Origin of the sequence: Methylicorpusculum oleiharenae (assembly GCF_009828925.2) — a bacterium.
GTDB lineage: Bacteria > Pseudomonadota > Gammaproteobacteria > Methylococcales > Methylomonadaceae > Methylicorpusculum > Methylicorpusculum oleiharenae.
This window is the reverse complement of the sequence record NZ_WUTY02000001.1, coordinates 1,721,228-1,736,092: the sequence shown is the minus strand read 5'-3', so window position 1 is coordinate 1,736,092 and position 14,865 is coordinate 1,721,228. Positions and strand designations below refer to the sequence as shown.

15 protein-coding genes are annotated in these 14,865 nt (G+C 47.0%); 10 read left to right on the top strand and 5 right to left on the bottom strand.

Features of this window, described 5'->3' with window-relative positions:
• Nucleotides 1-146: 146 nt before the first annotated feature.
• Nucleotides 147-548 carry a hypothetical protein gene (locus GO003_RS08060; protein WP_159653526.1) on the bottom strand — a complete coding sequence of 134 codons (402 nt, stop codon included), beginning with the start codon at nt 546-548 and terminating at the stop codon, nt 147-149.
• Nucleotides 549-1,110: 562 nt separating this feature from the next.
• Between GO003_RS08060 and GO003_RS08055 the strand changes: the two genes are divergently transcribed.
• From GO003_RS08055 to GO003_RS08045, 3 genes are all read left to right on the top strand, one after another.
• The gene (locus GO003_RS08055; RefSeq protein ID WP_159653528.1) at nt 1,111-2,670 is read left to right on the top strand and encodes a hypothetical protein; all 1,560 of its coding nucleotides are present in this window, start codon (nt 1,111-1,113) and stop codon (nt 2,668-2,670) included.
• 135 nt (nt 2,671-2,805) lie between these two features.
• On the top strand, nt 2,806-3,300 hold the full coding sequence (locus GO003_RS08050; protein ID WP_159653530.1) for a hypothetical protein: 495 nt from the start codon (nt 2,806-2,808) through the stop codon (nt 3,298-3,300).
• 152 nt (nt 3,301-3,452) lie between these two features.
• The gene (locus GO003_RS08045) at nt 3,453-4,592 is read left to right on the top strand and encodes a DEAD/DEAH box helicase (RefSeq protein ID WP_159653532.1); all 1,140 of its coding nucleotides are present in this window, start codon (nt 3,453-3,455) and stop codon (nt 4,590-4,592) included.
• Nucleotides 4,593-4,747: 155 nt separating this feature from the next.
• On the opposite strand, the gene GO003_RS08040 is transcribed toward GO003_RS08045, so the two are convergent.
• Together GO003_RS08040 and GO003_RS08035 are read right to left on the bottom strand one after the other, a co-directional pair.
• Complete coding sequence (locus tag GO003_RS08040; protein ID WP_159653534.1) at nt 4,748-5,182, bottom strand: GlcG/HbpS family heme-binding protein; 435 nt, start codon at nt 5,180-5,182, stop codon at nt 4,748-4,750.
• Between the two features lie 74 nt (nt 5,183-5,256).
• Entirely contained in the window at nt 5,257-5,700 is a 444-nt protein-coding gene (locus GO003_RS08035) for a ferritin-like domain-containing protein (RefSeq protein ID WP_159653536.1), read from the bottom strand.
• 416 nt (nt 5,701-6,116) lie between these two features.
• Between GO003_RS08035 and GO003_RS08030 the strand changes: the two genes are divergently transcribed.
• The 6 genes from GO003_RS08030 (at nt 6,117) to GO003_RS08005 (ending at nt 12,498) form a co-directional block, all read left to right on the top strand.
• A complete protein-coding gene (locus GO003_RS08030) occupies nt 6,117-7,139 on the top strand; it encodes a class I fructose-bisphosphate aldolase (protein WP_159653538.1) in 1,023 nt (340 codons plus the stop codon).
• A gap of 736 nt (nt 7,140-7,875) precedes the next feature.
• Entirely contained in the window at nt 7,876-8,361 is a 486-nt protein-coding gene (locus tag GO003_RS08025; RefSeq protein ID WP_159653540.1) for an Hsp20/alpha crystallin family protein, read from the top strand.
• A gap of 513 nt (nt 8,362-8,874) precedes the next feature.
• Nucleotides 8,875-9,735, top strand: coding sequence for a TRAP transporter TatT component family protein (locus tag GO003_RS08020; RefSeq protein WP_231088871.1), 861 nt, complete (start codon nt 8,875-8,877; stop codon nt 9,733-9,735).
• Nucleotides 9,736-9,738: 3 nt separating this feature from the next.
• Nucleotides 9,739-10,749, top strand: coding sequence for a TRAP transporter substrate-binding protein (locus GO003_RS08015; protein ID WP_159653542.1), 1,011 nt, complete (start codon nt 9,739-9,741; stop codon nt 10,747-10,749).
• Between the two features lie 4 nt (nt 10,750-10,753).
• Nucleotides 10,754-11,230, top strand: coding sequence for a TRAP transporter small permease (locus GO003_RS08010; protein WP_159653544.1), 477 nt, complete (start codon nt 10,754-10,756; stop codon nt 11,228-11,230).
• Nucleotides 11,224-12,498: a TRAP transporter large permease gene (locus GO003_RS08005; RefSeq protein WP_159653546.1), complete on the top strand. Its 1,275-nt coding sequence runs from the start codon at nt 11,224-11,226 to the stop codon at nt 12,496-12,498. Before GO003_RS08010 ends, GO003_RS08005 begins: the two co-directional genes overlap by 7 nt.
• A 270-nt stretch (nt 12,499-12,768) precedes the next feature.
• On the opposite strand, the gene GO003_RS08000 is transcribed toward GO003_RS08005, so the two are convergent.
• Both GO003_RS08000 and nadC read right to left on the bottom strand, forming a co-directional pair.
• The gene (locus GO003_RS08000; RefSeq protein ID WP_159653548.1) at nt 12,769-13,272 is read right to left on the bottom strand and encodes a flavin reductase family protein; all 504 of its coding nucleotides are present in this window, start codon (nt 13,270-13,272) and stop codon (nt 12,769-12,771) included.
• Nucleotides 13,262-14,101: a carboxylating nicotinate-nucleotide diphosphorylase gene (nadC, locus tag GO003_RS07995; protein WP_159653550.1), complete on the bottom strand. Its 840-nt coding sequence runs from the start codon at nt 14,099-14,101 to the stop codon at nt 13,262-13,264. Before nadC ends, GO003_RS08000 begins: the two co-directional genes overlap by 11 nt.
• 101 nt (nt 14,102-14,202) lie before the next feature.
• Between nadC and ampD the strand changes: the two genes are divergently transcribed.
• Nucleotides 14,203-14,748 carry a 1,6-anhydro-N-acetylmuramyl-L-alanine amidase AmpD gene (gene ampD, locus GO003_RS07990; protein ID WP_159653552.1) on the top strand — a complete coding sequence of 182 codons (546 nt, stop codon included), beginning with the start codon at nt 14,203-14,205 and terminating at the stop codon, nt 14,746-14,748.
• The last annotated feature ends 117 nt before the right edge of the window (nt 14,749-14,865 follow it).

Here is a 14,865-nt window from a genome sequence, read left to right as displayed (position 1 = left end):
AAAGCTTTGCGGGGATGCGATAACAGGGATGCTGTCTCAAGCCCCTCAGGGATGGTTTTACGGCACTCCTCGCAAGGCTTACGGCCAGAATATCGAAGCTTTGTTGGATGCAGTCCTGACACTGAAAAAGAATGAAACAATCTGAATCAATCGGCCGTTAAATGCTTTAATTGAGCTCCCACCTCTTTGGCTGCACGTTCACAGGCTACAGCGGAACGCTCTACACGTCTTCTCAGAAGATAACCTATCGAGGCCCCGTCCATCTCTTTAGTTGCATACTCATTGAGTGGATCACAGATGGCATGCATGTTTTGTTCGGCTTGCTGGAGAGCATCATATTCATCAGAGTCATCAACGCCGCCCAGCATCATGACTTCAGTCGTCAACTGATTCTGTAATCGGAAAACGTCCTCTACATAACGGGTAAATTCTTCTCGTGACTGACTGTATTCACCGTACTTACCGGTCAATACCCCCTGACAGCTGCACAACAAAAGCGGCATACAAAACAAAACACGAACAGCAAACATCGTTTTTCGTTCTTTCATCAAAATACCATCATTTAAAATCAGTAACTCGTTTATAACTGTTATAGATAGCGGCGGGTCATAATCTGCTGCTATGCAAATCAGGATAAAACCCCGTATGGAGCAGATAAAAAGGATTATTATCACTCCAGATTCTTAAAAAAGTATACTCACTCTTGTAAACTTTACATTTTTTAAATACAGATTTTTTAACCTTTATTACCCTGCCATTGAAATGAGTTAAATCAGTATCCGGCATCGGTATTTATGACAAAAGAGAGTTCATTCCAGGTGGATTTTGATGAATTGACTAAATGAGTTGTAAAATTGCCTTTACTTTTTATATTGCCAACCTTAATCAGAAAGCATTATAAAATGCGCCAGCCCAAAAAACTTTATTGGTAGATCATTTATCCCCGGTATTCCGTATCATGCTGCCGGTTAAGATGAGGAAATTTTCGACTATGCTGACTCAGATTCGTTCTGAGATTTTAATGATGCCTTAATCCTGGCCCAAAGTATGTAAAATCAGCCTCTTAAATACGATGCCTACGTCCCATTAATTAACTGTGAGTTCAGTCTGATGACAAAAAAAACACTTAGCAAACACTTGGCCGGGATTGAAAAACAATTTGCACAGGACAATCCTGCATTGCGTGAAGCGGTTAAGGTGCTTCAAGAACTGGATCAGATCGAGTATGACCTTGGCTTAATTGATGACGAAGACACCACTGCCACCAAGACAACCTGGTGGCCGATTATCAGTATCATTGGCGGAAACACCCAGGCGGCGTCCCGCTTCATCCAGGAATATATTGATATTCATCAAGCCAGGATGGGCGCTCAAACAACTCGCCACAAATTTGCAGTCATGCAATATTGCACCCCCAATAATGATGTCATTCTTCCCGGTACCGCACTGGATGCCGATCACCGCCTGCCTTTTCACTCGATAAGCAAAGAGATTGACCGCGCAAGTCCAGGCAGCAGCCAACAAATCAACGCCTTTATTGAATTAAAAACAATTAGCAATGACCGGCTCAAAGATAAATTATTTATTCAGCTGCCCCATTTGACTGAAAACACCGTTCCAAAACCGGTTTTCAACTTATTGGCGAAACACACCATCGACATCTCCGATCTGGTGCTGGTCTTTGCCGATTCGTTTAATGTCGAGCCTGAAGCGATTGAAGAAATAATCCGGACAATTGTTGAACAGCAAGATTCCAACAAGTTTGTCTACATTATCGACCAGCCGCCTTCTAACAAGCTGGACGTGAGCCCTTGGCAAAGAAAGCTTGATGATCTCGGAATAAAAACCACTGATTTTATAGGACTGTCGAGTCAAATCAGCCTGTTTGATCCCGTCAATGCTCCCTCTATCAGCATTTTAAATCAACGCATCAATAAGATAGGCCTCTACCGCAACTACCGGATCATGAACACTCTGGAAAAAAACATCCGCGATATCACGGAAGTATTCATACCGGAAATTGTAGAAGCTACAGTGCTATGGAAAGAGCGGTCCACATTTTCAAGTCTGCTCATCTTAGGTTTTATAGCCACCTTAATGCTTTTCGCCGAAATCCAGATTGGCTTTTTTGCCATGCTTTTTGATCCTATCATCGGACCTCTTTTTCTGGTCGCACTAACCGGCTTCATGATCCCCGTCCATATAGGCATAAGCAAGCTGCAAGCCAAGCTGATCATTGGTCGTCTTAATGACCGGCAAAAAGAGCTGAATATCATGGAAAATTTATCGGGCGTTTTTGAAAAAAGCCTGACCTCAATGCGTATGTTGTTACCTTCAACGACACCCGTCGGCTGGAATAAGGAAATGAAAGCCCGGCTTAACAAATTAACTGTTTTGAGCAGAGAATTGGTACTGTCGATGAACGATCGTGTCCAAGTTTATGGGAATGAAAGCCCGTCACCCGCCACACCAAGCGTAAACTCGTTCATACCCAGCGAAACGCCGGCAGCAGTCTCACCACCGCCACCTTCACCAGTAATTTCTCCTACACCTTCAGTTACACCTGCACCTGAGCCAGCGCCAGCAGCTTCTGTAACACCGACCACTTCACGATCACGCCTGTTTCCAATCCGCCCTCCGGAAAACAACACTGACAATACGCCCCGTTAAGGATAGGGACGAAATAACTTCCCGATTATTAAGTTTCTTGAAGAGGCAAATGTATTCGCCTCTTCAGATAAATTCGTGAACTTAGAGCGGGTCAAAATCAGAGTATTTAACTGTTCCAACCGGCTTGTGTAAATTATGGAAAATTTAAAACTTTACGCTCAACTCTGTCTATTCAGGAATAATCCTCTTGAATTACCTCGTTCGGTCAGTTTTTTCCAAAAAAATCTTTATTTCTACATATTAATAGAGCTTTTTATTCAAGCCAATGTGACAGACCCGTTTGAGGCAATGATCGGAGTCGCCATAGAAACTGTGCTGACTTTGCTTTTTGTTGCCGGCCTTCTTCGCTATAAAAAAGCAATGCCTGGATTTATTGCGGCGGCCAGCAGTTTTTTGCTTTGTGAAAACATAGTGGCATCATTTGGCTTGCCGGTTGTCGTATGGCTCACATCAACAGACGATTTATTGAGCTACTACCTGATGTTCGTACTGATCATTTGGGATATAGCCATTATTACTTATCTGATTAAACGGATTTTAATCGTCGATATTTTATTTTCGTTATTGCTGGCAAGCGGCTACTTTCTGGTGACTTATGTGGGCTCTTATCTATTAATGTTAATTATCTGACCGTCCGGATAAGCGATAATGTATTTATTTAGGGGGTCTAACAACGGCTTTTAGGTTTGAACTCAATGTTACACTCGCCTAACTTGATGAGTTCAAGCATCAAAAACATAACCATCGCACTGCTATAACCCCCATCCTCAACGAGATCCTTAATGCCATTTTCCAGCTTCGGCTTGTCAGAAGACTTATTACAAGCCATCAATGATGCAGGCTACACAACACCTACTCCGGTTCAGATTCAGGCCATCCCCGCCATTTTAAAAGGTCGCGATTTACTTGCCGCCGCGCAAACCGGCACGGGCAAAACTGCCGGGTTTATACTGCCCATTTTGCAGCGCATGGCGCAAACAACGTTTAGCCGTAATCGCCCTTTACGCGCGTTAATTTTAACGCCGACACGGGAACTAGCCGCACAAGTGGGCGAATCGGTCAAGAAATACGGTGCGCATCAAAATCCGCGTTTAAAATCTGAAGTGGTTTTTGGAGGAGTAAAAATCAATCCTCAAATGATGCGTTTACGCGGAGGCGTCGATCTATTGACCGCCACCCCTGGGCGATTATTGGATTTAGTCAATCAAAATGCGGTCAGGCTCAATAAAGTTGAAATTTTGGTATTGGATGAAGCCGATAAAATGCTGGATATGGGTTTTATCAAAGATATCGATAAACTATTAGCGTTCCTGCCTAAAAAACGTCAAAACCTGCTGTTTTCAGCCACTTTTTCCAGCGATATCAAAAAACTCACCCGTGATTTACTGGTTAACCCGGTAAAAATCAATGTCGACCCTGAAAACATAGCGGCCGAAACAATCGATCAACTTGTTTATACCGTGAATAAAACCTCAAAAACGGCCTTGTTGACACATTTGATTAAAACCAATAACTGGCAGCAAGTGCTGGTATTTACCAGCTCCAAGCATGGCGCAAACAGACTCACAGAAAAACTTAACGCCGCACGGATAAAAGCCGCTGCGATTCACGGCAACAAAAGTCAGGGTGCCCGAACCAGCGCGCTGGCCGGTTTTAAATCCGGAGAAATACGGGTATTGGTAGCAACCGATGTTGCCACCAGAGGCATAGATATAGCCCAGTTGCCCCATGTGGTCAATTTCGAATTACCCCGCTCGTCCAGTGATTATGTCCACCGAATTGGCAGAACAGGCCGGGCAGGACAAAACGGCCAAGCGGTTTCTCTGATTTCAGAGGACGAATATCCAGCGTTGCTGTTGGTTGAAAAGCTGATCGGCATCAAAATACCCCGCGAGCAAATAAGCGGCTTTGAAGCTAAGTAAAACCTTACCATTAAGACCATGAAAAGCACGAACAAATGGATTACGATTTCCTTGTTGCGGTTGATCAAAAGTCCATGGCACTGGATACCCGCACCCAGGCGGACATGAGCTCAGTTATCAGACCACGACACTCTGTGCCAAAAAGCCTTCCACACTCAGGTACGCCAGGGATGGGAAGGTAGATCCGCCATGCCAATTACATCCACACCGGCTTTTGCAACGCGATGATCGTTTTCTACCGAACTGCCGCTGACGCCAATGGCACCTATTAACACACCGTCTTTATCGACAATAGGCACGCCGCCGGGAAAGGTAATCAAGCCCTGATTGGAATGTTCAATGCCGTAAAGCGGTCCGCCCGGCTGCGATAGCTGGCCGATTTGTCCTGTGTTCATACCGAAGAAAACCGCCGTCTTGGCTTTTTTGATGGCAATATCGATACTGCCGACCCAGGCCCCGTTCATTCGGGTGAATGCTTTTAAATCAGCGCCGGAATCGACAACGGCTATACACATTTGTGTACCGATTTTTGTTGATTCGGCAATTGCGGCGGCAATTGCCATTTTAGCTTGTTCGTAAGTAACATGCATGATCTAACTTCCTTTTTGATGGTAATAAAATAAGGTAGTGTTGCGGCAGCGCCGGTCTTATAGTCAGGAGTGCATTATTCGCCAGGTTTAGTCAGCATCTTGCGCACATCGCCCAAATGCATTTCCTCTTGAGCAATCATACGTCGCGCATATTCCTCAAGCAGAACGTTATGACCATTAACCAGTTCCAGTAAATTATTATATTCAGCTAAAGCCAGCGCCTCATGCTCGAGTGATTCCGTCAGAATGGTGCCGATGTCATGGCGATGAGTTTCCAGCAGAGCACCGATACCCAGTGACGGGTGGCCGCCCAAATGAGTAATCAATTCGCCCGCTTCATTGGCATGGGTCAGCGATTCAGTAGCCTGGCTGCGCATCCATGAAACAATCGGGATGCGATTATAACCAACAATCATTAACGCATAGTGTGTGTAACGAACAACGCCTGCCAATTCTGCTTCCAGAATTTTGTTCAGTACTTTGATCACGGCATTATTATCGATTCCGGTGCTAGTCATTAAAGTTTCTCCTGAAGTATGAATAGATAGCCTTCGACTATAACCGGTTTATCTCCTCATGCCAATAAACCCTTTGTTTATTGGCATGAAAAGCTTTTCCCTGTCTATTTTATTCAACAAAACGATGCCTGATCCATTAATAATACTCATAAAAAAATCAATTTTTCCGTTGATTGTAAACAGTAAAAATAACGAGTATAACCAATCTCCATAAAGGCCAATTTGGGCTATTTCTATCTGATCGAAATATGTCTGGTTTTTTGAAGGTGCAGGGGGTGTTTGGCGTGGGCGTGGGCAGCATTGAAAGCCGTAAAGGCCTCATTTGCTTTAAAAACCTTTTCCTCAGTCAATCATCAGTTTAGGAAATAGCTTAAGTCTCTGGCTTAAGAAATCAAGTCCTGACAGGAGACTTTAAAATGTCTATAGAAACAGAATTACAAAACACAATTACCGAGTTGGCCGTTACGGGTAAAGGAATACTGGCGGCCGATGAAAGTGCCCCCACCATTATCAAACGCTTTAAAGCGATCAATGTGGAATCAACCGAAGCCAACCGTTGCGCTTATCGCTCTTTATTGCTGACCACCCCCGGTTTAGGTGAATTCATTAGCGGGGTGATCCTGTTTGAGGAAACCCTGGGACAAACGACCGATGACGGCAAAAGTTTGCCGGAAGTCGCCGCAGCACAGGGCATAGTCCCCGGCATAAAAGTTGATAAGGGCACCACGCCGCTGATCAATGCGCCGGGCGATCAAGTTACGCAAGGCTTGGACGGATTGGCCGACCGCCTGGCAGGTTATAAAACCCAAGGCGCTCGATTTGCCAAATGGCGTGAAGTCTATTCCATCAGCCCGGATAATCCGACCCAGGCAGGCATAGACACTAATGCAGAAGTCCTGGCTCGCTATGCGGCTATTTGCCAGTCATTGGGGATTGTACCTATCGTCGAACCGGAAGTGTTGCTGGATGGCAGTCACTCAATCGATCGCTGCATGGAAGTCATCGAAATTGTTCAACATGCAGTATTTCATGCTTTACATAGACACCATGTCGAACTGGAATATATTCTGCTCAAGCCCAGCATGGTTGTACCGGGCAAAGATTCAGGCTATCGGGCCAGCCCTGACGAAATTGCAGAAAAAACGCTGATTGAACTGCGCCGTTCAGTCCCTGCGGCTGTTCCGAGCATTAACTTTCTTTCCGGAGGCCAGACATCGGAAGAGGCCACAGCCAACCTAAACGCGATGAATGCAATCGCCGGGAATGCGCCCTGGCATTTAAGCTTTTCATACGGCAGGGCACTGCAGCAACCGGTACTTGAAGCCTGGCAAGGCAAACAGGAAAACGCAGAGGTAGCGCAAAAGGCACTTTATAAACGAGCAAAACTCAACGGCGCAGCCCGTTACGGCAAATATACAGCGGATATGGAACAGGACTAAGCGCTGGCCTCCACACCTTAGCTCCAGACTTAACGAGAAACTTCAAAATGCCCGGCTGTTTCAATAAGACTTTAATACCCGCTATCCAACCGAAAAACCCCCGCTGGTTGAAGGCGGTATATTCTCAAGTTTATTTGAAGACGCCACTTCGTTTGAAATTTCAGAAACACCGATCGAGTTGGACTGCGCTAGCGTATTAGTCTCATTTTCCTATGCGGACCCACGACCCGTCACTAGGACTGAAAATTGGTCCTACCAATATAAGCTCTTCAAGATGAAGAATGGATTGAATTGTCTTAGCGACAATGTTGAGTATCTGGGACAATGCAATTTTGCACATAAAGAAAGGCTCAGCGAGTCCTTGAAGCCGAATACAAACGACCAATAAACAGCCCCCCTATCAGACTGATTGTCGATTATGGGGCAGCAATCATTGTAGGTGTTTACCCTGATATATTGATTGCCTGATTTGATCTTTAATAACGGCGGTGCTCAGTCAATGTTTCTATGACGGTCTTGTAAATGGTCTTAAATCACCCTCTTTGTACAGTCCCCCATTTTAATTTTCCGCTATCGATTCGCTGACTAAGTCTTAATCAAAGTATTTTTAAGGTTTTCGTCAAAATTTTTAAACTTACCCACTCATGAATCGATCATGAGAAAACAATGGCGAACCCTGCCCCTATTTTAAGCTGAATAACTTTTAAAAGATTGAACACTCACAATGGAGCATCTCATGAATTCCAATGAAAAAGATAACAAGAAAAGTTCAGAATTATCAGCCCCTTCAACAACCGGCAATCTGATTTCATTTGACGATTTCGACAATTTTTTTGAAGACTTTCTGTCACGCAGATGGCCCAGACTTTCAGACTGGAATATGCCTGCCATGGGATTGGAGAAAGGTTTTCCAAAAGTAGATATTATCGATCATGACAATAAAATAGAAGTCCAGGCGGCTTTACCCGGCGTAAAAAAAGAAGACCTGGAAGTTACTTTTAGTGATCAGGCCATCACGATACGCACTTCCACAAAAGAAGAAAAAAAGGAAGAAGGGAAATATTTCCGCAAAGAAATAACCCGGGGTGAATATCAGCGCACGCTATCGTTACCCGGCACCGTTGATTATGACAATGCCAAAGCGTCTTTTAAGGACGGTATATTAAAAGTCATGATTCCAAAAACAGAAAAGGGCAAACGTAAGAGCATCCATATCGAATAAAAGTTGCAGGGCCAGAGCATGACAAGGATACTGCCAGTCATGTTACCGAATGATAGTCAGCTCTGGCCCTTGTCATCGGAAAGCCTTGATTACTCAATCCAACAACCCCCGGTTGGAAGCCGCAAAGCTCATGCACACCTGCAATTTCGACATTGCCTTCATGATAAAGAAATGCAGCCAATTAACACGGTTACTTCAGACAGGCTCTGATTGAAGACACGCAACCCGTCGTCATCGCAGCAATTACCAGTTTGATGACAAAAAGTGGCGTCGTAAGCTCTGCGGGGATGTTGGCAGCAGGGATACTGCCGCCAAGCCCCCCATGGATGGGTTTACGGCGTTCCTCGCAAGGCTTACGCCAACCCTCAAAACGGCATTAAAAGTTCAAACTGGAAATTGCTGTCATCATCGGGCGTTCTAGCAGAACGCATTTTGATGCGCTAATATAGCTTCTTTAAAGATTCAGAAAACTTCAGTTCCCCCGTTAACGCTCATAATCACTGGAAAATGCTTGTGGCACGATCAAAACCTATGAATGCGGCTGTTCTGCTATTGCTAATGCCGTTGTTAACCGGCTGCGTATCATCGGCATTGCATGATATGTCCGATTCATTTGCTGGCGCTATTCTCGACCAGGAAGACGTCGCCATTGTACGCGAAGGATTACCCGCCTATTTGTTAATGACGGACGGCTTGATTGAAAGTAATCCGGATAATGCGGGCCTGCTGGTCTCGGGAGCAAAACTCTATGCTTTTTATGCTTCAAACTTGGTCAGTGACAACATCCGTTCGCGCAAGCTGACTGAAAAAGCCCGCAGCTACGCTCAACGAGCACTGTGTTTAAAACAAGCCGCACAGTGCAAAATCGACACGCTGGCTTATGATGATTTCAAGCCTGCTCTGGATAATTTCAATCAGAACGCGACGAACGAATTGTACACGTATGGACTGACTTGGTCTGCCTGGCTGCAAGCGCACAGCAGAGACTGGAATGCCATTGCCGACCGTCCAAAAATCGAAGCCTTGTTTGAAAGAATCATCGAACTGGATGAACATTTTGATTCGGGCCGCGCCCATTATTATCTAGGCCTGCTCCGGTCACTACTGTCACCGGCATTAGGCGGAAAACCGGAACTCGCAAAAACCCACTTCGAACGGGCTATTGAGCTATCGCAAGGCAAAGACCTGGCTGTCAAAGTGGCGCTGGCGCGTAATTATGCGCGCATGATTTTCGACCGCACGTTGCACGACAACTTATTACATGAAGTCCTGCTGGCAGACCCCAAGGCTTCAGGACTGACCCTTTCCAATACGATGGCTCAACAGGAAGCTCAACACTTATTGGACGAATCTTCCAGCTATTTTCAAGAGTAAATTATGCACAGATTAACGGCAGCCGTTTTTGGGGTGTTTCTGACCCTTTTCTCACAAAATGCTTTCACAATTACGCTGAAGATAGCCACCGCATCGCCTGATGGCACCGTGTGGATGGAAAAAATGCGTCAGGCGGCAGAGGTCATTAAACAAAGGACTTCCGGACGCGTGATATTTCGTTTTTATCCGGGCGGCATCATGGGTAACGATGCCAGTGTTATGCGTAAAATCAGCGTCAATCAGCTTCAAGGCGGCATCATTCCAGGCGGAGGATTGAAAGACATTTATCCGGATTCGCAAATCTACAGCCTGCCGTTGATCTTCCGCAATTACAACGAAGTCGATTATGTCCGCTCCCACATGGATGATTTCATTATCAAAGGCCTGGAAAATAACGGCTTTGTCAGTTTTGGATTGAGCGAAGGCGGCTTTGCCTATCTGATGGCTAACAAGCCGGTGGCGAAAGTAGACGATCTGAAGGGCCAGAAAATCTGGATTCCGGAAGGGGATTACATCAGCCGAAGCGCATTCCAGTCTATTGGCCTTTCGCCTATCTCTTTGCCGCTGACCGATGTGCTGACCAGCCTGCAAACCGGACTGATCAATACTGTGGCGGCCTCACCGATGGGGGCCATCGCGTTGCAATGGCACAGCCGCATCAAATATGTCACCGACGAGCCGCTGGCATATTTTTATGGAACCATGATCGTCCAGGCAAAAGCCTTTGCGGAACTAAGTCCTGAAGATCAACAAAGTGTCCGAGAAGTCATCGGTGCGGTTTATAAAGATCTTGATCGCATCAATCGCCGTGACAATAACGAGGCGCTGGACGTTTTGCGTAATCAAGGCATCCAATTCGTTCCGACAGATAAAAACGATCAGGTCAGTTGGCGAACCATGCTGGAAGACACCGAGACAAGAATGGGCAAGGAAGGCGTTCTCAGTCAATCTATTCTGGATACCTTAAAAATGCACCTGCGAGAGTTTCGCCAGAATCAGGGCTCAGGCAATTAAGACGATGTTCCGGCGCGTGATAACAGGGTTACGTCACCTTGAAGATCTCACCCTGATAACAATACTGGCAGCTATGATCCTATTGGCAATGGGTCAGGTGGTGCTTCGCAACATTTGGGGCAGCGGGTTTGTTTGGGCCGATCCGCTGCTGCGCATCCTGGTGTTATGGATAGCACTCTTGGGCGCAATGGCGGCAACGCGGGATCGCAACCATATCAGCATTGATATACTGAGCAAATTCTTACCGGATTACCTGATAAAACCGAGTCAATTTTTAACGCATTTATTTACCTCGGTGATTTGTGGTCTGCTGTCATGGCAAGGCTTGCGACTGGTGCTAATGGACTACCGGGAAACCACCCTTGCTTTTGCTTCTGTCCCCGCCTGGATCTGCGAACTGATTATCCCGTTCGGTTTCGGCATCATAAGCTTGCGTTTTTTCCTCTACGCCGTACTTGACAGGGAACCTTCCCGGTGCTGATTTCACTGATATTGATTCTGTTAGCGTTGCTGGGCACTCCGTTGTTTGCCATTATCGCCGCAGGAGCTTTACTGGGCTTTTATCAAAACGATGTGGATCTAACGGTAGTCGCCATCGAGTTTTACCGGTTGACTGATATGTCGATTCTACTGGCGATTCCATTATTCACTTTCGCCGGTTATTTATTAAGCGAAAGCCGTGCGCCGCAACGGCTGATGCGGCTCACGCAGGCACTATTAGGCTGGCTGCCCGGTGGTCTGGCCATGGTTTCCCTCACTGCTTGCGCATTGCTGACCGCTTTTACTGGCGCTTCGGGTGTCACCATTGTCGCATTGGGCGCATTGCTGTATCCGGCTTTAATGCAGGCCGGTTACCGGGAAAACTTCAGTCTCGGATTGATTACCACGTCGGGGAGCCTCGGCCTGTTGTTTGCACCGTCGCTACCGCTGATACTTTACGGCGTGATTGCCCAGCAAATGAGTGTAGGCCGGCCGTTTACCATTGATGAATTATTCCTAGCCGGCATCATGCCCGGCCTTTTGATGCTGATGTTGCTCTCGGGCTGGAGCTATTTTCAAAACCGCTATTTACCTTTGATTAAATTTACCGCTACTGAAGCCTGGCAGGCGATCAAAGAAGCCCGTTGGGAAGTGCCTTTGCCCTTCGTGGTATTGGGCGGCATATACAGCGGCTATTTCGCCGTATCGGAAGCGGCTGCAGTTACCACGGTTTATGTGCTGATTGTTGAAGTATTGATTCACAGGGAAATCAGTCTGCAAAATCTGCCGGAAATTATGCGCAAAGCCATGGTCATGGTGGGGGGAATTCTGGTGATACTGGGCGTCTCGCTCGCGTCTACCAACTATATGATCGATGCCGATGTGCCGGGGCTTCTGTTTGGTTTTGTCAAAGAACACATCTCCAGTCAGCTCACTTTTTTGATGGCGCTTAACATTTTTCTGCTGATTCTCGGCACTCTGCTGGATATCTTTGCGGCGCTGGTCATCATGATTCCGCTGCTGCTGCCGATTGCCGTCGGTTATGGCGTGGATCCCGTGCATCTGGGTATTATTTTTCTCGCCAACATGCAAATTGGCTATTTTACACCGCCGGTAGGCATGAACCTGTTTATCGCCAGTTATCGCTTTCAGCGGCCAATGCTGCAACTTTACATCGCCACCTTACCGTTTTTCTTCATTCTGCTGCTATCCGTGCTGATCATTACCTACTGGCCCGCACTGACGCTGGGACTTGCCTCTCTGCGATAAGAGCGCTTAGGGATATCCCATTATTCCGGCATATCAAGCAGGTTGTGGTTGAAGACTGTCAACCCAACAGGACCCGGGGTTGATGTTGGGTTGCCTAAGAGCAGGCAACCCAACCTACCGGCGGGAATGTAACAAAACAGAAGCCGCTTAACCAATTGGGATAACCCGACATTCCGGCAATCAAGCAGGTTGTGGTTGAAGACAGTCAACCCAACAGGACCGGTGGTTGATGCTAGCTTGCCAAAGAGCAGGCAGCTCAATTTACGCGATTTAAGATGACGATTCCTCGGAAGAACTGGAATAAAGCCTCTCGCTTTGATCCATCTCTCCTGTTTGCCGGTAAAGCATGGGACGGCCTGGATTTTTGTCTTGCGCATCGACTACGCGGCACACGACCACTTGATGATCACCCGCATCGGCGTAGGTGGAAACTTCGCAATCAAAATAAGCCAGCGCCTCGGGCAGAATGGGTGCGCCGGTTACGGCAGTTTGCCAGTCTATGCCCAGCATTTTGTCTTTACCGGACGAGCCGAATCGTTCGGCCAGCGCCATCTGCTGATCGCTCAAGACATTGACCGAACAGACGCCGCTTGCCCGCAATAATTGATACGACGCGTGTTGAGGATTGATGCTGAACGCCAGCATGGGCGGGTCAAATGAAACCTGCATCACCCACGCAGCGGTAAAAGCATTGATCTTGTCGTCGTCGCAAACGCCGATAACATAAATGCCGTGACTGATAAGCCTGAACAGATTCGCCAATTTAGTCGTCATGGTCCAGCACCAATTGAATACGCATGGATAAATCGATGGCCTCAACGTGTTTGGTCAGCGCGCCTATCGATATAAAATCAACCCCGGTCTCGGCCACCTTGCGAATATTTTCCAGCGTGATGTTGCCGGAGGCCTCCAGTTCAACCCGCTTATCAGTCAAAATCACCGCTTTACGCATATCCTCAAGATTGAAATTATCAAGCATGATCCGGTCCGGACCCGCCGCTAAGGCCTGGTTCAATTCATCGAGATTTTCAACCTCGACTTCTACCGGCACAGACGATTTGGCTCTGGCGGCTTTGACCGCATTGGCGATGGATCCGGCAACGATAATATGATTTTCTTTGATCAAAACCCCATCGTACAGGCCCATCCGGTGGTTGTAACACCCGCCGCAGGCAACTGCATATTTTTGCGCCTGCCGTAATCCGGGTATGGTTTTACGGGTATCCAGAATCTTGCAGCCGGTTCCGGCTACCGCATCCCGGTAACGGCGGGCCAGCGTTGCTGTCGCAGACAAGGTTTGTAACAGGTTTAACGCGGTGCGTTCGCCGGTCAACAAAGACCTGGCCGGACCTTTCAGGCTGCATAGAAAGGTATCTGCGGCGATAGCCTCGCCTTCTGCAACACGCCAGTGAATAGTCATGCCGGGAGCCAATATAAAAAATACGGCATTGAACCAGTCCCTGCCGCAAAGCACCATCGCATCGCGAGACATCACCTGGGCTTGTGCCGAGAGATGCTCGGGAATAATTTCTGCAGTGATATCGCCACTGCCTATATCTTCGGCCAACATCTGTTTGACCTGATCAATTAGGGCTTGCTTCATAGCGTCTCCTTCGGTTCGTTTATTTCATGCCCGTCTGATCATGCGATAAAATGCGGACCAGTGAATAATAACAGTGTTTTCAACTTTTACTCGATCCAATCATGCACCTAGCCGAACACCGAATAACCGATTGTTGTCAGATCATATCACCCAATTTCGACGAACGACCTGATCCTGACGACATTTCATTGATTGTGATTCACTGCATCAGCCTGCCCCCCGGGGAGTTTGGCACAGCCTGCATTGATCAATTGTTTTGTAATGGTTTAAATCCGGCTGACCATACCTATTTTGAAAGTATTCATCAGCTGAAAGTATCGGCGCATCTGCTGATTAAACGCACCGGCGAAACAACGCAGTACGTTCCATTTAATCTGAGGGCCTGGCATGCAGGCATGTCGGAGTATCAAGGCAGACAACGCTGCAACGATTTTTCTATTGGAATCGAGCTGGAAGGGACGGACACGATCCCCTATACAAGTGAACAATATACGCAGTTAATAGCGGTGATCGATTGCCTGTTAAAGCATTATCCGAAACTATCCCGGCAAGCCATCACAGGACACTGCGATATAGCCCCGGGACGAAAAACCGATCCGGGCCCTGCATTTGATTGGGACAGGTTATTTAAGGGATTGGACCAATAACTTTCTTATTTGAATGTTGGGATAGCCCGTTCGGTAGCTCGATTGACCAGTGTCGGCGGCAGGGATTGCTGTCGTCAAGCCTACATGGACGTATTTACGGCGTCCTGTCAAGCGAGT